Below are 20,424 nucleotides of genomic sequence, written 5' to 3' on the forward strand. Positions count from 1 at the left end.
GCCTAACCGGAACAATTCCAGAATAATCGCGTACAAATAATGACACTTGATAAAACGGATGCGGATACCATTGAACATCCAGTGATTTTGTAGTTTGCTTCCAAGCCATGCGATCCATGACGTAATCAACGGGATTACGTAACCAAACGGAGATATCCATGACCATTTCAGTCGGCACCGAAGTCCCGGATGTAACCCTGTTCCGCGCAACGAGCGACGGTCCGGAAGCTGTGAATACCAAAGAATTCTTTGCGGACCGCAAAATCGTTCTTTTCGCTGTTCCAGGTGCTTTCACCCCGACCTGTTCAGCCAAACATCTCCCCGGCTTCATCGCCAAGGCTGACGAAATCAAGGCAAAGGGCGTTGATGAAATCGCCTGCCTCGCATCCAACGACGCATTTGTCATGCAGGAATGGGCCAAAAGCCAGAATGCCGATGGCATCACCATGCTGTCTGACGGCGATCTTGCCTTTGTTGATGCAACCGGCCTTGAGCTTGATCTGACCGGCCGTGGCCTTGGCAAACGCGCCAACCGCTTTGCCATGGTTGTTGAAAACGGCAAGGTCACCCATCTCGCCGTCGAAGAACCCGGCGCATTTGAAGTATCCAGTGCTGAATCCGTGCTGACAAAGCTCTAAGCTGACATCCTGACTTTTACGCAAAAAACAAAGCTCCGCAGGAACCTGCGGAGCTTTTGTTCGTTAAGAGCCATCAAGCTAAATAGTTAGCGCGGCAGCAAAACCGGAATAGGGTCTTCACGACTGTCGTAATCGCATTCAAAGGTCGGATTGGTGTGTTTTGCAATGAAATGCACCACACCCTCACGGAAGCTGCCTTTGATCGGCGACCAGCTCATGTAAACGCCACCCCGGCCATCGTATTCACGAATGTCAGGATCACGCATCAATTCTGCAAAACTATGGCCAAGATCTTCGGTTGCACCCGCAACCAGCCATGATGGTTTTAAACCGCCATGCCACAAAAGATATACGCCACCGACACCATTCAGCTTGAGTTCCGCAATGTCGTCAATCATGAACAGACGATAGTATTCACCACGCGGACTCTTGCGCCACTTAATGTCTTGTGCCTTTGGCTGGCGAATACCACCAAGAGACCAAAATCCCATCTTATCCTCCAAGCACGGCAAAACACGTGCAAACGCATGTTACACGCATCCCAACATCGCTTCTTATTCTTATAGGTATGAACCTACCCCAGCATATGTAAACGATTAGTTGACAAAAAACGCCGCATGGGCGGATTGCCACCCTATTTCAAGCCAGATTTCAAAGCCTTCTAGCCTAAATATAGAAAAAACCGCAACATTTAGAACACCTAATCGAACAATTTGTCGATGTCATCCTGGCTGATACCTTCGCCTTGCAGCTGGGGACCATTCAGAAGCTCGGAGTCTTCCGGCTTCTCTTCGGCGTCGTCCTTGTCTGAAACTGGCAGGTCGGAAAATGCGTCCTCCCCCCAGATCGAAATCATGTTGTGAACCCGTTCCTCAACGAATGCGAGGGTGCTCACAACCTTGTTGATCCGCTGACCGGTAATGTCCTGAAAGTTACAGGATTCAAATATTTTCGTGACGATAAAGGCAATCTGCTCAACGTGATCGGCGACAAAATCACTCGGCGCCGAATTTTTCAACGTCATTGCCAAATCGTCGATCTGCTCCGCAGACTCAAGGATCGTATGAGTTGCCATCTCCGTATCCTTGACGATGGCGTCAAGCTCGGTCGCGGCACTCATGAACCGGTCATCCTGCGCCTTTGGATGGCGAAGTGACGCAATCTGAACCTTGGCCTTGTGGATATGCTCGTTCATTTCCTCGATCTGGGTCCGGATCAGTTCCAGATCGTCACTATCGGGTTCAGATGCACCCGGCCGGTTTGAATGGCTGAAGTTACTTGAAACCGGCTCAGGCAACACATCCATTGGCGCATCGTTTGAGGCAACCGGTGCTGCCATGCCGCCTGCGTCCGGGGAGCCTGCCAATTGCCCGCCATTTCCAACAACATCGCGCAACTGCCCGACTTCCGCACGCAACGCCCGGATTTCATCAAGAACGGCCTGATTGATCCCCGACGTATCCTCAGGGACATGTGATGGTGATGGTGATGGTGACGGCAATGCTTCACCCGCCCCGATACCGCTTTCAAGAGTAGGGTCAAAAAACGAATCCGACCAGTCTTCGCCCCCCCCACCCGAACGTTCTTTTAACCGGCGTTCGGCGGTAAACACTTTTTGTACGCGACGCGACATGATTGAATTCAAACCTCCGGCAATGGGCATTCGCCCTATCGCACTATCCCCAAACTTAACCCACCGGGCTCCGTTCATTACAATTCGAACAAGTATAAGGGTTGAGATTGCGACAAGTCCAATGAGTTTCAAGAACAAGTCCTTGAAAAAGAACACCCCGACCATCTGGCCGGGGTGCTTTTAACTGCCGCTCTGCGTTGTGTATCAAGCCGTTTCCGGCATCCAGCGCAAAACAGGTTTTCTTGCTGCTGCCGTTTCGTCAAGGCGACGACGCGGCGTCAAATACGGCGCATTCTTAAAGAATTCCGCATCTCCGGCCTGTGCTTTGGCCACCAAAGACAGAACAGCATCACAGAACTGATCAATCGATTCTTTGGTTTCCGTTTCGGTCGGTTCGACCAAAAGTGCACCATGCACCACGAGCGGGAAATACATCGTCATCGGGTGGAAGCCCTCGTCGATGATTGCCTTGGCAAGATCAAGGGTCGAAACCCCGGTATCCTTGAGGAACCCATCGTCAAACAGCGCTTCGTGCATGCAATATCCCGGGTATGCGACGCTGAGCTTGTCTTTCAGACGGGCCAGCAGATAGTTCGCATTGAGAACCGCATCACCAGACGCCTGACGCAGGCCATCAGAACCATGGCTTTTCATATAGGCCAGTGCCCGGATGAACATGCCCATCTGCCCGTGGAACCCTTTCAGGCGACCAAACGGCTTGGTGCCGTCATTTTCGTCGGCAGTTTCCACTAGACGGAACCCGTCCTCGGTGCGCACAACATAGGGGATCGGGGCAAAGGGTGCGAGTGCATCCGAAAATACAACCGGCCCTGAACCCGGACCACCACCGCCATGCGGGGTCGAGAAGGTTTTATGCAGATTGATATGCATGGCATCAATGCCAAGATCAGCCGGGCGGACACGGCCAACAATGGCGTTGAAATTCGCACCATCGCAATAAAAATAGCCACCCTCAGCATGGACCAGATCGGCAATCTTGCGCACATCACGCTCAAACAACCCACAGGTATTCGGGTTGGTCAGCATGATGCCGGCAACATCATCACCAAGCTTGGCTTCGAATGCGGCCAGATCCACACGGCCGTCTTCGGTTGCCGGAATGGAATCAACCGTAAAGCCACAGGCCGCAGCCGTTGCCGGGTTGGTACCATGTGCGGATTCGGGCACAAGAACACGACGGCGGTTTTCCCCGCGCGCATCAAGGGCGGCACGAATGGCCATCATGCCACACAGTTCCCCTTGCGCACCGGCTGCCGGGGACATGGCAACCGCTGGCATTCCGGTCAGAACCAGCAACCAATGCGCACATTGGTCAATCAGCTCAAGCGCTCCTTGAACCGTGCTTTCAGGCTGCATCGGGTGCAAATCGGCAAGACCGGGCAGACGGGCAACTTTTTCGTTGATGCGCGGGTTATGCTTCATGGTGCATGAGCCCAGCGGGAAGAACCCGGAATCAATCCCGAAATTCTTCTGCGACAATCGGGTAAAGTGACGCACCACTTGCGGTTCCGACAGGCCCGGAAGACCGACATTGCTGTCGCGGTCCAAACCGCCAAGACGCGATTTGGTTCCTTTTGGTTCGGGCAGATCAACGCCGGTACGGCCCGCTTGGCCCTGTTCAAAAATCAGTTTTTCTTCAAGAACAAGTCCACGGTTACCGGTATGAGTTGTGAAGGTCATGCCAGCGCCTCCTTCAATGCGTCCGCAAGGGCCGCGATGTCTTCGTCTGTGTTGGTTTCCGTCACCGCCACCAGAAGGTAGTTGTCCAAATCCGAACGGTTCGGATACAGACGCGACAGCGGAACGCCGCCAAGAACGCCCTTATCAACCAGAACCTCAAGCACGTCTGCGGCTGGCTTGCTCAGCTTCACGGTAAACTCGTTAAAGAAGCTGTCATTAACCACCGTAACACCGTCAACCGCATCAAGTGCATCGGCGGCCTTGCAGGCATTTTCGTGGTTCAGGGTCGCCAAACGGCGATAACCATCTTCACCCAGAAGGCTCATATGCACCGTAAAGGCCAACGAACACAGACCCGCATTGGTACAAATGTTCGATGTCGCCTTTTCACGACGGATATGCTGTTCACGGGTCGAAAGGGTCAGAACAAAACCGCGCTTGCCGTCCTGATCGACCGTTTCACCACACAGACGACCGGGCATCTGACGCACCAGTTTCTGGGTTGTGGCAAACAGACCAACATAAGGACCACCATAGCTCAGCGCATTGCCGATCGACTGGCCTTCGCCGCACACGATGTCCGCCCCAAAGCTGCCCGGTGATTTGATCGCACCAAAGGCAACCGCCTCAGTAAAGACAACCACCAGAAGCGCACCCTTGGCATGGCACACTTCGGCAAGCTTGGTATGGTCCTGAACCCGTCCGAACACATCGGGGTACTGAACCACAACGCAGGCCGTCTGATCATCAATCAGGTCGTCGAGTTCTTCGACCGTTGCCTGCTGTTCGGGATTGCCATCGCGTCCGGCAACTTCGGTATCGCTGAACTGGCAATAGGTTTCCGTCACTTCGCGGTAATGCGGATGCACCCCGCCCGACAAAACGGCCTTTTTGCGACGTGTCGCACGGCATGCCATCAAGACCGCCTCGGCACAGGACGTTGCCCCGTCCCACATCGATGCGTTGGCCACATCCATGCCGGTGATCGAGGCCACCTGTGTCTGGAATTCAAACAGATACTGCAACGTGCCTTGGGCGATTTCCGGCTGATACGGGGTATAGGCCGTCAGAAACTCGCCACGCTGGATCACGTAATCAACAGTCGCCGGCACGTGATGGCGATAGGCACCTGCACCCAAGAAGCTTGGCACACTCGACGCACCAGTATTCTTGGCCGCCAAAGCCATCATGTCGCGTTCGACCTGCATTTCGCCAAGGTGGCCGGGCAGATCAACCGGGGCATCAAGCAACGCACCGTCAGGAACGTCATGATAAAGTTCTTCGACCGACGCTGCCCCGATGGTTTCAAGCATCGACGCGCGATCAGCGCGGGTTAAGGGAAGATAACGCATGCTTACAGACCTTCAACGAAGTCTTTATAGGCTGCTTCATCCATCAGCTCATCAAGCTGGGACTCGTCAGTCAGCGACATTCTGAAAAACCAGCCATCCGTTTCCGGGGCTTCATTGACCAGTGCCGGGTTAACATCAAGGTCTTCGTTAATCTCGACAATCTCGCCATCAAGCGGCGCATAAACGTCACTGGCAGCTTTCACAGACTCAACCACTGCCGCATCGCCATCTTTGGTCAGTTTCTTACCAATTTCCGGCAGTTCGACATAAACAATGTCACCAAGCGACTGTTGCGCATAATCGGTAATCCCGATCGTTGCGATGCCGTCTTCAAGTTCAATCCACTCATGTTCCTGCGAGAATTTCTTAGCCATTTTAATTTGTCCCTGTTGATCGATTGTCTGCCAACGCGGCGATCAGCCGCACATTCAAGAAAGAGTACAGCACTTAGCCGCGGAAATAACGATGCGGTGCGAACGGGAGTTCAACAACCTCGGCCGGACGGGCCTTGCCGCGCACCATAAGATCGACCTTGGTACCCGGTGCGGCAAATTCAATTGCCACATAGCCCATGGCAATCGGTGCATCGACCGTCGGACCAAAGCCGCCACTGGTGATTTCACCGATTTCTTCCCCGTCCGTATTAAGGATGGGGGTATGTTCACGCGCCGGTGCCTTGCCTTCGGGTTTGATGCCAACACGTTTGCGGTCTGCACCATGTTCAAGCTGATCAAGGATGACATCCGCCCCCTTGAACCCGCCTTCGGCCCGGCGGCGTTTGTTAATGATCCAGTTCAGATCACCCTCGACCGGGGTCGTGGTGGTGTCGATGTCATTGCCATACAGGCAAAGGCCTGCCTCAAGACGGAGCGAATCACGCGCGCCAAGACCAATCGCCTCAACCTCATCTTCGCCCAGAAGCTTGCGCGCAAGTTCTTCGGCGCGATCATTGGGTACGGAAATTTCATAGCCATCTTCGCCGGTATAGCCCGACCGGGTGACAAAGCAGGCAATACCCGTAATATCAAGTTCGGCAAAACTCATGAATTTAAGCTCGGCCACGGCCGGGGCAAAACGCGCCAATACGTTTGCGGCTTCTGGCCCCTGCAACGCCATAAGCGCCCGGTCATCAATTTCTTCAAGCGACACGCCATCCCCAAGGTTGGCGCGCATGTGCACGATATCGTCATCCTTGCACGCCGCATTGATCACCAAAAACAGGCTGTCGCCCGCATTGGTAATCATAAGGTCATCAAGGATGGTACCGTCATCATTGGTAAAGGCGGAATAGCGGGTACGACCGGGTTTAAGGATCGCAATATCACCGGGCACAAGCTTTTCAAGCTCGGCCACGCGGTGTTCACCAGTCAGGCGAACCTGCCCCATGTGTGAAACGTCAAAAAGTCCGGCTTTGGCACGGGTATGAAGATGTTCGCCTTTCACACCCAGCGGGAATTGAACAGGCATGTCATAGCCCGCAAACGGCACCATTTTGCCGCCAAGCTCTACATGCAGGTCGTGAAGGGCAGTTTTAAGCAGTTCTGTCTGATCATCGGCCATCAAGGTCTCCGGAACAGTGGTTGCGAAATATAGCCGACCAATGGCCAACCACATTCCCCCTCTGTCTTGGAGCCTGAAAGAATCACAGCCGATTCAGATCATCGGTCTGCTTACATCTTCGGCGAGGCACACATCATAATAAGATGCCACCTACTTTCCAGAGTCCCATCTCCCCGCGGTCCGTTTGCCTGAGAGTTTCCGGGGTGGTTGCTCCTTCGGCGTCCGCGCAATCCGTTATGGACCGTGGCACTCTCCCACGGGGATCACTTGGGTATGCGTTCTTATACGGATTTCATCCCAAACCGACCAGCCCCTAATTTCGGGCAATCACGGACGGAGGTTTTCAACCCTGATCGGTTATTCTGACCCGAAACGACGGTTATAGTCGAGCTGATCTGAATTGAGCTGGAAGCCCAGGTAAATTTCATATTCCGGCCCGGCCCACACATCGGAAAGCGGCACCGTCAGGGTCACCTGCTCGTCGCGATAGCGCGCAAGATTGAGGTTTTCGGGGAACGGCATGTTCACATCAAAAACCGACTTTTCAACAAAATTTCCGTCCGGATCGCGCAAGGCAACGAAATACTGGAATGTTGCGCCACGGCTTTGCGCTGCGGGTCCAAGTTCGGCGGTGATGATCGGGCTGATGATCACATCAAGCGTCTTGTCATCAAGGTCATAGCCGCAATCGCCCAGATACCCGTTAAACTCGGCTTCGAACATGACATCAGTCAAATCCTTCCCTGCACCATTAAACTGGGTCAGCTTTGCCGTATCCTTTGGCAAATAGGCCGATGGACATACCGGAACCGGAACTTCTTCGAACGGATTACTCCCGCACGCGGCCAAAAGCCCCGCAAGCGAGACCATTCCAAATGCACATGTACGTCGCAATCCGTTACCGATCGTCATCCAAGCCTCTATTATACCGTCTGTTTTATGACCATACCCGGTTTCGGGCGGCCCGCGCGCAGTCTATTCTTTCGCCGTGCCGCACACAACCCGCTTCAAACACAGGTCGACAAACAAAACAGGAAACCCGCACGTCGAAAGCTATACTCTAATCGTTGCTCAGACATTGCACCGCAAGATCAGGCGGGTTATGTAACGAGAACGTTTAAACAACTGTGCTGAGCGTACCAGCACACATGGAAACCCGGACAGTATCATGTCAGACAAAGCCGAACTTCGGATCGTTCTTGCCAACCCGCGCGGATTTTGTGCCGGTGTTGATCGCGCGATTGAGATTGTGGAAAAGGCGCTCGTAAAATATGGCGCGCCTGTCTATGTCCGACACGAAATCGTTCACAACAAATTCGTCGTTGATCGCCTGCGCGACATGGGCGCTGTTTTCGTTGATGAACTTGATGCGGTTCCCGACGGTGTTCCCGTCATCTTTTCGGCGCACGGCGTTCCCAAATCGGTTCCCGAAGCCGCCGAAAGCCGCAAACTGGAATATCTCGATGCGACCTGTCCGCTGGTGTCCAAAGTCCACCGTGGTGCTGAACGTCATCATGCCGACGGCAAACATATTCTTTTGATCGGTCACGCGGGCCACCCGGAAGTCATCGGCACCATGGGTCAATTGCCACCGGGCAGCATGACCTTGATCGAAACCGAGGAAGACGCCGAAAATCTGGAATATCACACCCCGGAAAACCTTGCCTTTGTCACCCAGACCACGCTGTCGCTCGATGACACCGCGAAAATCATCGAAATTCTTCAACGGCGTTTCCCGTCCATTTCAGTGCCGAAAAAAGAAGACATTTGCTATGCGACGACCAATCGTCAGCATGCTGTCAAACTGATTGCTGAAAAAACCGAAGCCATTCTGGTACTTGGCGCCCCGAACTCGTCAAACTCAAACCGTCTGGTCGAAGTTGCCAAACGCGAAGGATGTGACAAATCGGTTCTGGTTGAACGGGCCAAAGATATCGACTGGTCAACCCTTGAAGGCATCTCATCCCTTGGCATCACAGCCGGGGCATCCGCACCAGAAGTCCTGGTCGAGGAAGTCATTGATGCCTGTCGTGAACGCTATAACGTCACAATTGAAACCATCACATTGACCGACGAAAATGTGACCTTCAAACTACCCCGTCAGCTCGCAAGCTGATCTGGTTTCAAACCTAATTCAGGAATATTAAAGACCCAATGGCCGTCTATACCGACGTTTCAGACGAAGATATCTCTCGTTTTGTCGCCGAATACGATATCGGTGATGTCGTTTCGTTCAAGGGCATCGCAGAAGGCGTGGAAAATACCAATTTCCTGCTTCAGACGACCAAGGCACCTTTTATCCTGACCCTGTATGAAAAACGGGTAAATCCGGATGACCTGCCGTTCTATCTGGGGCTGATGGATCATCTGTCTGCCACGGGGCTTAATTGCCCGACCCCGATCCACGGTAAGGATGGTGTTGCGCTGCGTCGCCTGTGCGGTCGTCCGGCTGCCATCACATCCTTCTTGCAGGGCATGTCACCGCGCCGCATCCAGCCGCACCATTGCGCCGGACTTGGCACCGCACTGGCACAGCTCCATACTGCGGGTCTGGGCTTTGAAATGCACTTGCCCAACGCGCTGAGCGTCAAAGGCTGGCGACCGCTGTTTGAAAGCTGCCAGGAACACGCCGATGATGTTGAACCCGGTTTGGGCAAAATGATCGGTGATGAGCTTGATTATCTTGAAGCCAACTGGCCGCATGCCCTGCCCAAAGGCGTCATTCATGCCGACCTTTTTCCTGACAACGTGTTTTTCTTCCCCGGCAAGGAAGATGTGTCGGGCCTGATTGATTTCTATTTCGCCTGCAATGACCTTCTGGCCTATGACATCGCCATTTGTATGAATGCGTGGTGCTTTGAACCAGACAGCAGCTTTAACGTCACCAAGGCAAAAAACCTTCTGTCGTATTATGGCAAGGTACGCGGACTTTCCGATGCGGAATTGGCCGCCCTTCCCGTTCTGGCACGCGGGGCCAGCTTGCGGTTCTTGCTGACCCGTCTTTATGACTGGGTCAACACCCCCAAGGACGCATTGGTCACGCCCAAAAATCCCCGCGAATACATCACCAAACTGCGGTTCCATCAACGGGTGGAAAATGCATCGGCCTATGGTCTTGATTAAGGACGTGACGAGATGACTTCAGACGCAACAGACGACAACCACGTCGAGATCTATACCGATGGTGCATGTAGCGGAAATCCCGGCCCCGGTGGCTGGGGCGCAATCCTGCGCTTTAAGGGTGTCGAAAAAGAACTGTCGGGTGGTGACCCGGAAACCACCAACAACCGCATGGAAATGATGGCCGCGATCAGCGCGCTTGAAGCCCTGAAACGTCCTTGCATCATCAATGTCTATACCGACAGCAGCTATGTCCGCGATGGCATTACCAAATGGATTTTTGGCTGGCAGAAACGCGGTTGGAAAACAGCAGACAAGAAGCCGGTCAAGAACGTCGAACTGTGGCAACGCATGCTCGAAGCCTTAAAACCCCATCAGGTCGAATGGCACTGGGTTAAGGGTCACGCGGGCCACCCGGAAAATGAACGCTGCGATGAACTCGCCCGGCTGGCTGTGCCTAGGGTCTGAACCCTAAATAGTGACAAATCCTTACAATTGATGACAAATACTTGAAGCTGAACCACTTCGCTCCAAAATAGATGGGGTTGGAGAACTTAAGACGTTTATTTATAAGAAAATCAAAATCAAACTTGCGTTTCGACAAGCTTCCGGGTTCATTCAACCCTGACGTAAGGGGTATTGGCCCCCATACAAAGGTCGAGTAATGTAGAGCTTGGCTAGTCGAAAGTGGGTGCCTAGGAGAATACGTTTGTCGCGCGGATCGTACGGCTTTTTACAAAGCAAGTCGCTTAGCAGCCGGTTGCTATTCATAGCATTGCCGCTGGTTTCGATGTTTTCGCTCGCGCTGTTTGTCGTGTTCGGGTACGTCAGCTACAAGGTTCTGCGCGATGATTTGAACGGCAAAGTTGAGCAAACCGCCGACATCAACGCGCGCGTGCTTGCCACACCGTTCTGGTATCTTGACGTCGATAATATCGAATCCGCACTGAACGCCATGGCGCGTGATAGCGACATCGTTGCTGTGCAGGCCCTTGGCGCCGACGGAACCGAATTTGCCCATACTGGCATTTCCCAATCCGAACTGGCCGATACGCTCCGCCTGTCGCGCCGAGTCTATTTTGAACGCAATAATGTTCGCCACGACGTTGGCGAACTGGTGATCTACTTCACAGAAGAACGTGTCCAGAACCTTCTTCTCCGACGCATCGCGATTGACATGGTCCTGTTTGGCCTGCTGATCGCTGTCGTTGCCGCCAGTTTGCTGATTGCCAACAAACGCTCGATCAAGGAACCGCTTAACCGCCTGTTGCATTCCATCCGGATGACCAAGCATGGCCGTTTGCGCCGCCCGGTTGAATGGAACAGTGCCGACGAACTGGGTCTTTTGATCCGCGAATATAACGAAATGGTCGCCCTGCAGGGGCAATCGCAGGAAGAAGCCCAGCGTAAGCAGGCCCTGCTTGAAGCAACCCTTCATAATATTGGTCAGGGCATCTGCCTGTTCGATCAGGACCTTAATCTGATGGTCTGGAACGAACGCTATATCGAACTGCTTAACCTGCCGCGTGATCTGGTCAAGGAAGGCACTCCGCTTTCCGATATCCTGCGTTTTAACGGCGAACGCGGCGAATATGGCGATGTCAGTATTCAGGCCCTGATTTCCGACCGTGTGGCGATTGCGCGTCGGCGCGAACCCTATCGCATGGAACGTACCCGCCCGAACGGCCGTGTTATTCAGGTCGATCACAACCCGATGCCGGGCGGCGGCTATGTTGCGACCTATACCGACATTACCGAACGTAAACAGACCGAAGCCCGCATGCGCCATCTTGCCGTGCATGATGTGCTGACCAGCCTGCCAAACCGCACCCTGTTCCTTGACCGTCTGCGACAGGCCTTACTTTCGGCACGCCGGTTCCAACGCGGAGTTACGGTTCTGTTTGTCGACCTTGACCGGTTCAAGGACATCAATGACCACTTTGGCCATGATGTCGGCGATCTGATGATTCAGGAAATGGGACAACGTCTATCCCGGATCATTCGCGATTCCGATACCGCCGCCCGTCTTGGCGGCGACGAATTCGCAATTATTCAGACCGACGTTCAAAACATCGAAGACACCATTGTCCTTGCCCAGCGCATCATCGATGAACTGTGCCAACCATTTGATTGCCGTGGCATCCGCCTGCATTCAACCGCCAGCGTCGGTATCACCCTGTTCCCCGAGGACGGTGAAAATCCAGAACAGCTGGTCAAAAATGCCGATATGGCGATGTATGCCGCCAAGGCCGAAGGCCGCAACAATTACCGCTTCTTCCTGCCCTCCATGCACGAACGGGTCAAAGAACGCAAAACCATCGAAGAAGATCTGCGCAACGCGCTTGAGCACGATCAGCTTGAACTTTATTACCAGCCCAAAATCGACTGCCGGACCGAACGGGTCGTGGGCGCCGAAGCTCTTGTGCGCTGGCACCATCCTGATCGCGGCCTCATCATGCCGGGCGAATTCATCTCGGTGGCTGAAGAATGCGGTCTGATCAACCGTCTCGGCGCATGGGTTCTTGAAAAAGCCTGCAAACAAACGCAGATCTGGCGTGATACCACCTTGCCGGGTCTCCGCATTGCCGTAAACCTGTCGCCCGCACAGTTCCAGGATGCTGAACTGGTATCGAGTGTCACCCGGATCGTCAAAGATACAGCAATGCCAGAAGGCACGCTCGAACTCGAAATTACCGAGTCGATCCTGATGAACAATCCGGAAAAAGCCGTCTCGACGCTAAAAGAACTCAAGGCACTTGGCGTGATGATCGCCATTGACGATTTTGGCACCGGCTATTCGTCGCTCAACTACCTCAAACGGTTCCCCGTCAGCTCAATCAAGATCGACCAGTCCTTTGTCAATGACATCCATGTCGATATGGATGACAAGGCGATTGTTGATGCGGTGATTGGCTTGGGCCACAGCCTCAATCTTGAAGTTGTTGCCGAGGGTGTGGAAGAAGTCGAACAGCTCGATTACCTTCGTGAAAAGGGCTGCGACTTCATTCAGGGCTACCTCTATTCCAAACCTCTGCCGGCCGACACATTCGTCACCTGGGTCACCGAACGTCAGGCGCAGGAACCCAAACGGATAGCTGCCAAAACCTGATTGAGGAAAAACAGCCCAAGCGCGGGCTTGGGCTGTTTTTTTAGTTTGGCAGAAACTCATTCGAAAATCATCTGTGGACGGTAAAACCGCCCGCCCGGCAATCTGGTTCCGTCAGATACTGCCGTTATCGGCGGGCTGAAGACCAGCCCGCCGAAGTTACATTTAACGTGCGCGTAACTGCGCCTGTATTACGCGTTCATGCCGCTATCGACGGTAAATTCCGAGCCCGTGACGACCTTTGCCTCTGGCCCGGCAAGCCACGCGACAAGGCCGGCTGTATCATTGGCATCACTGTAATCTGGGATGGCCATGATGCGGCGCGCTGCATCGGCGATGTCGCCCTCTGCCGGGTTCATGTCGGTTTCGGTTGGCCCCGGGTGAATAACATTGACGGTGATTTTGCGCGGGCCTAAATCCCGGGCCACCCCACGGGTAAAGCCGATAAGCGCCGATTTTGACAGGGCATAAAGGCTTAACCCCGGCCATGGCACCTGATGTGCCAGATTACTGCCCGTCGTAATGATCCGACCACCATCAGGCATATGGGCAAGTGCGGCCTTGGTCGCGACGAAAACCGCACGCACATTGACATCAACCGTGCGGTCAAACTGCTCGATACTCAATTCGTCAATCGGTGCGAATTCGATAATCCCGGCATTGTTCACCAGAATATCGATCTGCCCAAATTGCGCCGCTGCCTGATGAATTGCGGCCTCGATCTCGTTAGCATTGCGGTTATCGGCCTTTATCGCCAAGGCCGTACCGCCCGCCGCCTCAATCTCGCCGACGACATCGCGTGCCCGGTCCGGGCTACTGACATAGGTAAGCGCAACTGTGGCCCCGTCGCGGGCCAGACGTTTTGCGATGGCGGCCCCAATGCCACGGCTTCCACCGGTAACAAAGGCGACTTTTCCAGTAAGGTTCTGCATAGGAAACTCCGATTATGTAATGATCACTACATAATTGATCGCAGCCTTGCATTTTGACGTCAAGTCATTTATTTAGTGATCATTACATAATTGGAAAGACAAACCATGGCGACACGCGGCAGACCACCCGCATTTGACCGGGACGATGCATTGGATAAGGCCCTTGGCCTGTTCTGGGAACGGGGCTATGACAATACATCCATGGCCGATCTCAGCACGGCAATGGAACTCCGCCCGCCCAGCATCTACGCCGCCTTTGGCAGTAAGGAAACGCTGTTTGATGAGGTTATCATCCATTACAGCAAGCTTCACGGCACAGAAATCTGGGGCAATCTGGAACGGTTCAAACACCCCAAAGACGCCACCCACCACGTGCTGGTCGCCTCGGCCAACGCCTTTACCCGTGACGATACACCGCATGGCTGTCTGGTTGTGCTGGCCGCACCACAGGCGGAGTCAAACCACGCAACCGTCAATCAGACCCTGCGCGGTTATCGCCGTAAAGTGACTGAAATCTTGCGAAATCTATATGTCGAAGGACAACGGCGCGGTCACATTCCAAGCATCGCCAACATCGATACCATGGCGGCCTATTACGCGACTGTGCAGCATGGCATGTCCATACAGGCACGCGATGGCGCAACACGCGCCGAGATGATCGCCGTGGCCGATGCCGCCATGACGACATGGCCCAACCTGATCAGTTCATCGCAAACCAGACGCTAGGGGGCAGAACGCGTCTCCGCGCCCCCAATCAATAAATCGCCGTCCCCGCCCCGTCCGATGTGCGGTTGCCCGACTGTGGCACAGGCGGTTCTGAAGATGTGCGATCCACCAGATCGACAATTTCGGAAATTACCCGCACCAGTTGGTAATCCTTGGGCGTATAAACCGCCGCCACACCCATCTGGCGTAAAATAAGCATATCGGCATCGGGGATGATGCCACCGACAACCACGGGAATATGCCCCGCCCCACGCGCCCGCAATCCATTGACCACCTCACGCACCAACGGCACATGCGACCCCGACAGGATCGAAAGCCCGATCACATGCGCCCCTTCGTCAATCGCATTGCGCACCAGCTCATCCGGTGTCCAGCGAATGCCGTCATACAAAACCTCAATCCCGGCTTCACCGGCCTTGACCGCAATCTGCTCGGCCCCGTTGGAATGCCCATCGAGCCCCGGCTTGCCGACCAGCATTTTCATGCGTTCACCAAGCTTGTCCGAGACCTCATCCACCCGTGACCGCAACGTTTGAATATCAGCCGCATCGCCGGTCACGATCATCGATGTAATGCCGGTTGGCGCACGATATTCGCCAAATACTTCGCGCAGGGTTTCCGACCATTCGCCGGTGGTCACCCCGGCATGGGCACAGGCAATCGAACTTTCCATAATATTGCGGCCTTCACGGGCCGCCTGTTCCAGGGTCGATAATGTGTCCCTAACCTTGGCCTGATCACGATCAGATCGCCAGGCTTTCAGTTTTTCGATCTGTTCCTGCTCGGCCATCTCATCAACCGTCATGATCGATTTCTCCCCCGACGTCAGCGGTGAAGGCTCGGTTTCGGTGAAGGCATTGACCCCAATAACCTTGGTCACCCCGTTTTCAATATCGGCCAAGCGCATGGCGTTGGATTTGACCAGTTCCTGTTTCATATATCCGGCATCCACCGCCGCAATCGCCCCACCCATGGCATCAAGCCGGGCCAGTTCGGCACGTGCACCTTCCTTAAGGGCGCCGACCTTACGGTCAATCGCCGGGTTGCCATCAAACAGGTCCTCATATTCCAGAAGATCGGTTTCATAGGCCATGATTTGCTGAAGCCGCAGCGACCATTGCTGATCCCAGGGCCGGGGCAGACCAAGCGCCTCGTTCCACGCCGGAAGCTGCACCGCACGTGCCCGGGCATTTTTCGATAAAACCACCGACAGCATTTCGATCAGGATGCGATACACATTGTTTTCGGGCTGCTGTTCGGTCAGGCCCAGCGAATTGACCTGCACCCCATAGCGGAACCGGCGGTATTTGGCGTCTTCGATGCCATATCGGTCGCGGGTGATTTCATCCCACAGCTCGCAAAATGCCCGCATCTTGCAGATTTCCGTAACAAACCGGATACCGGCATTGACGAAAAATGAAATCCGCCCGACCACCTTGGCAAAGTCTTCTTCGGGCACCTGCCCCGAATCGCGCACCGCATCCAGAACCGCAATCGCCGTGCCCAACGCATAGGCCAATTCCTGCTCCGCCGTCGCACCGGCTTCTTGCAAATGGTACGAACAGACATTCATCGGGTTCCATTTTGGCACCTCGCGGTACGTAAATGCCGCAACATCGGTGATCAGTTTCAAACTCGGTGCCGGGGGAAAGATATAGGTCCCGCGTGACAGATATTCCTTGATGATATCGTTCTGGGTCGTGCCCTGAAGGCTGGCACGTGGCGTTCCCTGCTTTTCCGCCACCGCGATATAAAGCGATAACAACCATGCGGCGGGCGCATTGATCGTCATCGATGTGTTCATCTGATCAAGTGGGATACCGTCAAACAAGGTCATCATGTCGCCGATATGCCCAACCGGCACCCCGACCTTGCCGACTTCACCGCGTGCCAGAACATGATCCGAATCGTAGCCCGTCTGGGTTGGCAGGTCGAAGGCCACCGAAAGCCCGGTTTGCCCTTTCGCCAGATTCTGCCGATACAGTGCGTTCGACGCCGCCGCCGAACTGTGCCCGGCATAGGTCCGGATCAACCATGGGCGATCCCGTTTCGCATTTACTGCGCTGCGCTGGTTTTCCATCGGCATCACGACCTCGCGTACTTTTATTGCTGAAACGCTTACGTTTTATTACACGAAAACGTTATTAAATTATCCACTAGACATCATTTGGATAATTATATAACAATTTGTGCAACGCGATAAAAGCGAAAACAAACTAATCCCGGAAAACCGTCGCGTAATATCGGCTGAAAACCGGGGAATTGTCAGGGAAATAAAAACAAATTCCGTGGCTTGGAGGATTCGTCGACCGCAGCGCAACACAGGGTAATTTTATTACACGACACCCCGGCGCGATTCGGATCGACCCCGAACAAGGAGTGAAGGCCATGAATACCACTGCAGAAGTGCTGCCTTTCCGTGGCGGTCAGGACATCAAAGACCTGTATGAGATTGGCGAAATCCCGCCATTGGGTCATGTGCCCAAAAACATGTATGGCTGGGCCATTCGCCGTGAACGCCACGGCGAACCTGATACCGCCATGCAATGCGAAGTCCTGCCGGTAACACAGCCTGACAGCCACGAAGTCCTCGTACTCGTGATGGCGGCGGGCGTGAATTATAACGGCGTCTGGGCGTCCCTCGGCCAACCGATCTCGGTCTTCGATGTTCATGACCTGCCCTATCATATCGCCGGGTCCGATGCGTCGGGCATCGTATGGGCGGTTGGGTCAAAAGTCACGCGCTGGAAAGTCGGCGATGAAGTCGTCATTCACTGTAATCAGGATGATGGCGATGACGAGGAATGCAACGGCGGTGATCCGATGTTGTCCCCGACCCAGCGGATTTGGGGCTATGAAACCCCCGACGGCTCATTTGCCCAGTTCACCTGTGTTCAGTCTCAGCAACTCATGCCGCGTCCCAAACATCTGACGTGGGAAGAAAGTGCCTGTTACACCCTGACCCTTGCCACCGCCTATCGCATGCTGTTTGGCCATCGTCCGCACATCCTGCGTCCGGGGCATAATGTTCTGGTCTGGGGGGCGTCTGGCGGCCTTGGGTCAATGGCGATCCAGTTGATCACCACCGCCGGGGCCAATGCCATTGGCGTCATATCCGATGAAAGCAAACGCGACTTTGTGCTTGGCCTTGGGGCCAAGGCCGTCATCAACCGTAAGGATTTCAATTGCTGGGGCCAGTTGCCCACGGTCAATGGCCCGGAATTTGGCGATTACATGAAAGAAGTCCGCAAATTCGGCAAAGCCATCTGGGACATCACCGGCAAGGGCAATGACGTTGATATCGTCTTTGAACATCCCGGTGAACAAACCTTCCCGGTATCGTGCAATGTGGTTAAACGCGGCGGCATGGTTGTATTCTGTGCCGGGACCACCGGCTTTAACCTGACATTCGATGCGCGCTTCGTCTGGATGCGCCAGAAACGCATTCAGGGCAGCCACTTTGCCAACCTGAAACAGGCAGCACAGGCCAACAAGCTGATGATCGAACGCCGTATTGATCCCAGCATGTCCGAAGTGTTCAGTTGGGATGATATCCCGCGTTCGCACATGAAAATGATGCGCAACGAACACAAACCGGGAAATATGGCTGTACTGGTACAGGCAAAACGCCCCGGCATGCGCACACTTGAAGAAGCAGTCGAAAGCTGAACCCACATAAGGCTTTCGACTGACCGTTGGCACCCCGCGCGCGTTCTCGCCCGATCGGCGTACGGGGTGCCACCACCCTTTTCGGGCAGTTAGCTCCGATACCTAAATTCTGTTGCGCAATCGCCCCACATGATTGCCGATCCGAGGACCAGAACCATGACCGAGACCGCCCTGCTTGCTGATTTGAACCGTCTGTGTGACGACGCTATGTCGGCATTGGCACCTGTGTATGATGCCGCCGAAAATGCCCTGCGCACGGCGGTCACCATCGACGGCAAGGTTGATGCCGCCGCATTCGATGAAAACCAGTTTGCCGCGCATGGTTTTGCCTGGTTCACGACCTATGTCACCGCCCTTCAACAAATGAAGGCATGGTCCGAACGGCTGAATACACAGGGCAAATACGGCACACTTGAAAAGCTTATCCTGCAAGCCGCCTTTGGCGAATATCTAGCCCAGATACAGGGCGGCATTGCCATGTCGCAGGGCGAGTTTATCCGCCTTTCGACCCTTGGCGTTCCGACCAATATCATTGACGCATTCTCGGCCAACCCATCGGTTATGATGCTGGCGACCCATGGCAACTCGGATGCCACGCGGCGCGCCATTGCCCATCAAATTCAAGACAGCCTGGATACCGGCCAGTTTGGCGAAACCGGCCTCGAAGACGAAACGCTTGATATGGTGCGCAACCAGTTTCGCCGCTTTGTCGATGAAAAGGTCACCCCCCATGCCCATGGCTGGCACGAACGCGATGAGTTAATCCCGATTGAGATCGTCAATGAGATGTCCGAACTTGGTGTGTTTGGCCTGACCATCCCCGAAGAATTCGGCGGACTTGGCATGGGCAAAACCGCCATGTGCGTCGTGACCGAGGAACTGTCGCGTGGCTATATCGGGGTGGGCTCGCTTGGCACCCGGTCGGAAATTGCCGCCGAACTGATCCGCCTTGGCGGGACGGACGCGCAAAAACAACATTACCTGCCCAAACTGGCATCGGGTGAAATCCTGCCGACCGCAGTCTTTACCGAACCAAACAATGGTTCCGATCTGGCCCATCTGCGCACCCGTGCCGTCAAGGATGGCGATACATACAAGGTCACCGGCAACAAAACCTGGATCACCCATGCCGCCCGGTCCGACCTGATGACGCTTTTGGCGCGCACCAACCCGGATGAAACTGGCTATCGCGGGCTTTCGATGCTTTTGGCGGAAAAACCACGCGGCACGGACAATGATCCCTTCCCGGCCAACGGCATGACCGGCGGCGAGATTGAGGTTCTTGGCTATCGCGGGATGAAAGAATACGAACTGTCGTTTGACGGGTTCGAGGTGCCTAGCGAAAACCTTTTGGGCGGCGACGAAGGACAGGGGTTCAAGCAACTGATGGCAACGTTCGAGTCTGCGCGCATTCAAACCGCGGCCCGCGCGGTTGGTGTGGCGCAAAACGCGCTTGAAATCGGTATGCGCTATGCCAAGGACCGCGTGCAGTTTTCCAAACCGCTTTATGCCTTCCCGCGTGTGTACGGCAAGGTCGCATGGATGGTCGTGGAAACCATGATTGCCCGTCAGTTGACCTATTTCTCGGCCCTTGAAAAGGATCAGGATATCCGCTGCGACATTGAGGCGGGCATGGCAAAGCTTCTGGGCGCGCGCGTCGCATGGTCAAATGCCGACAATGCGCTTCAGATTCACGGCGGCAACGGCTATGCGCTGGAATATCAAATCAGCCGGGTCCTCTGTGACGCCCGTATTTTGAATATTTTTGAAGGCGCTGCTGAAATTCAGGCACAGGTCGTGACCCGCGGCATTCTGGGCCGTTGACCCGCTAACAGATTGAAACCTGACACAAATTTACATCTCGAACCGTGGCCCCTGTAACCAACGAGGGCAAACTTGGCCCGTCAGTCTTGACGGGCCACTTTTTCGTATCAACCTAAAGTATGATATCTCGTCCCCCGACGGGTAGTGGTAGACTTCAAAGACA

Annotated in this window: 17 protein-coding genes and 2 riboswitches; of the genes, 8 read left to right on the forward strand and 9 right to left on the reverse strand. The window is 54.5% G+C overall.

Features of this window, described 5'->3' with window-relative positions; genetic code table 11:
- Window positions 1–158: 158 nt before the first annotated feature.
- A complete protein-coding gene (locus AMM48_RS06130) occupies window positions 159–638 on the forward strand; it encodes a peroxiredoxin (RefSeq protein WP_101299001.1) in 480 nt (159 codons plus the stop codon).
- 86 nt (window positions 639–724) lie between these two features.
- Here AMM48_RS06130 and AMM48_RS06135 read toward each other — a convergent pair whose 3' ends face one another.
- From AMM48_RS06135 to AMM48_RS06165, 7 genes are all read right to left on the reverse strand, one after another.
- Complete coding sequence (locus AMM48_RS06135; RefSeq protein WP_022730993.1) at window positions 725–1,129, reverse strand: hypothetical protein; 405 nt, start codon at window positions 1,127–1,129, stop codon at window positions 725–727.
- A 209-nt stretch (window positions 1,130–1,338) separates the two neighbouring features.
- Complete coding sequence (locus AMM48_RS06140) at window positions 1,339–2,271, reverse strand: protein phosphatase CheZ (RefSeq protein ID WP_102783340.1); 933 nt, start codon at window positions 2,269–2,271, stop codon at window positions 1,339–1,341.
- A 204-nt stretch (window positions 2,272–2,475) separates the two neighbouring features.
- A complete protein-coding gene (gcvPB, locus tag AMM48_RS06145) occupies window positions 2,476–3,972 on the reverse strand; it encodes an aminomethyl-transferring glycine dehydrogenase subunit GcvPB (protein WP_102783341.1) in 1,497 nt (498 codons plus the stop codon).
- Window positions 3,969–5,324, reverse strand: a complete 1,356-nt coding sequence (gene gcvPA / locus AMM48_RS06150; protein ID WP_102783342.1) for an aminomethyl-transferring glycine dehydrogenase subunit GcvPA — start codon at window positions 5,322–5,324, stop codon at window positions 3,969–3,971. Before gcvPA ends, gcvPB begins: the two co-directional genes overlap by 4 nt.
- A 2-nt stretch (window positions 5,325–5,326) precedes the next feature.
- Entirely contained in the window at window positions 5,327–5,698 is a 372-nt protein-coding gene (gcvH, locus tag AMM48_RS06155; RefSeq protein ID WP_102783343.1) for a glycine cleavage system protein GcvH, read from the reverse strand.
- Window positions 5,699–5,771: 73 nt separating this feature from the next.
- On the reverse strand, window positions 5,772–6,884 hold the full coding sequence (gene gcvT / locus AMM48_RS06160; protein ID WP_102783505.1) for a glycine cleavage system aminomethyltransferase GcvT: 1,113 nt from the start codon (window positions 6,882–6,884) through the stop codon (window positions 5,772–5,774).
- Between the two features lie 59 nt (window positions 6,885–6,943).
- A riboswitch (glycine riboswitch) is annotated at window positions 6,944–7,047 on the reverse strand.
- 3 nt (window positions 7,048–7,050) lie between these two features.
- Window positions 7,051–7,151: riboswitch (glycine riboswitch) on the reverse strand.
- Between the two features lie 90 nt (window positions 7,152–7,241).
- A complete protein-coding gene (locus tag AMM48_RS06165; protein ID WP_102783344.1) occupies window positions 7,242–7,796 on the reverse strand; it encodes a hypothetical protein in 555 nt (184 codons plus the stop codon).
- A 256-nt stretch (window positions 7,797–8,052) separates the two neighbouring features.
- Here AMM48_RS06165 and ispH point away from each other — a divergent pair, with 256 nt between their 5' ends.
- The 4 genes from ispH (at window position 8,053) to AMM48_RS06185 (ending at window position 13,113) form a co-directional block, all read left to right on the forward strand.
- Window positions 8,053–9,000, forward strand: a complete 948-nt coding sequence (gene ispH, locus AMM48_RS06170; protein WP_102783345.1) for a 4-hydroxy-3-methylbut-2-enyl diphosphate reductase — start codon at window positions 8,053–8,055, stop codon at window positions 8,998–9,000.
- Window positions 9,001–9,038: 38 nt separating this feature from the next.
- Window positions 9,039–10,007 carry a homoserine kinase gene (locus AMM48_RS06175; RefSeq protein ID WP_102783346.1) on the forward strand — a complete coding sequence of 323 codons (969 nt, stop codon included), beginning with the start codon at window positions 9,039–9,041 and terminating at the stop codon, window positions 10,005–10,007.
- Between the two features lie 12 nt (window positions 10,008–10,019).
- Window positions 10,020–10,472: a ribonuclease HI gene (rnhA, locus tag AMM48_RS06180; RefSeq protein ID WP_101298987.1), complete on the forward strand. Its 453-nt coding sequence runs from the start codon at window positions 10,020–10,022 to the stop codon at window positions 10,470–10,472.
- Window positions 10,473–10,713: 241 nt separating this feature from the next.
- Window positions 10,714–13,113, forward strand: coding sequence for an EAL domain-containing protein (locus AMM48_RS06185; protein WP_244271131.1), 2,400 nt, complete (start codon window positions 10,714–10,716; stop codon window positions 13,111–13,113).
- Between the two features lie 188 nt (window positions 13,114–13,301).
- Here the strand turns inward: AMM48_RS06185 and AMM48_RS06190 are convergent, their stop codons facing one another.
- Window positions 13,302–14,042 (reverse strand): 3-oxoacyl-ACP reductase family protein, encoded by a 741-nt coding sequence (locus AMM48_RS06190; protein WP_102783347.1) that lies wholly within the window; start codon window positions 14,040–14,042, stop codon window positions 13,302–13,304.
- A 105-nt stretch (window positions 14,043–14,147) separates the two neighbouring features.
- On the opposite strand from AMM48_RS06190, the gene AMM48_RS06195 reads away from it, so the two are divergent.
- A complete protein-coding gene (locus tag AMM48_RS06195; RefSeq protein WP_102783348.1) occupies window positions 14,148–14,768 on the forward strand; it encodes a TetR/AcrR family transcriptional regulator in 621 nt (206 codons plus the stop codon).
- A 28-nt stretch (window positions 14,769–14,796) separates the two neighbouring features.
- On the opposite strand, the gene AMM48_RS06200 is transcribed toward AMM48_RS06195, so the two are convergent.
- Complete coding sequence (locus AMM48_RS06200) at window positions 14,797–16,854, reverse strand: protein meaA (protein WP_102783349.1); 2,058 nt, start codon at window positions 16,852–16,854, stop codon at window positions 14,797–14,799.
- 302 nt (window positions 16,855–17,156) lie between these two features.
- Here AMM48_RS06200 and ccrA point away from each other — a divergent pair, with 302 nt between their 5' ends.
- Window positions 17,157–18,437 carry a crotonyl-CoA carboxylase/reductase gene (gene ccrA / locus AMM48_RS06205; protein WP_102783350.1) on the forward strand — a complete coding sequence of 427 codons (1,281 nt, stop codon included), beginning with the start codon at window positions 17,157–17,159 and terminating at the stop codon, window positions 18,435–18,437.
- 156 nt (window positions 18,438–18,593) lie between these two features.
- Window positions 18,594–20,261, forward strand: a complete 1,668-nt coding sequence (locus tag AMM48_RS06210) for an acyl-CoA dehydrogenase family protein (protein ID WP_102783351.1) — start codon at window positions 18,594–18,596, stop codon at window positions 20,259–20,261.
- Window positions 20,262–20,424 lie beyond the last annotated feature (163 nt).

This window comes from Thalassospira sp. GB04J01 (assembly GCF_000751115.1).
Lineage (GTDB): Bacteria > Pseudomonadota > Alphaproteobacteria > Rhodospirillales > Thalassospiraceae > Thalassospira > Thalassospira lucentensis.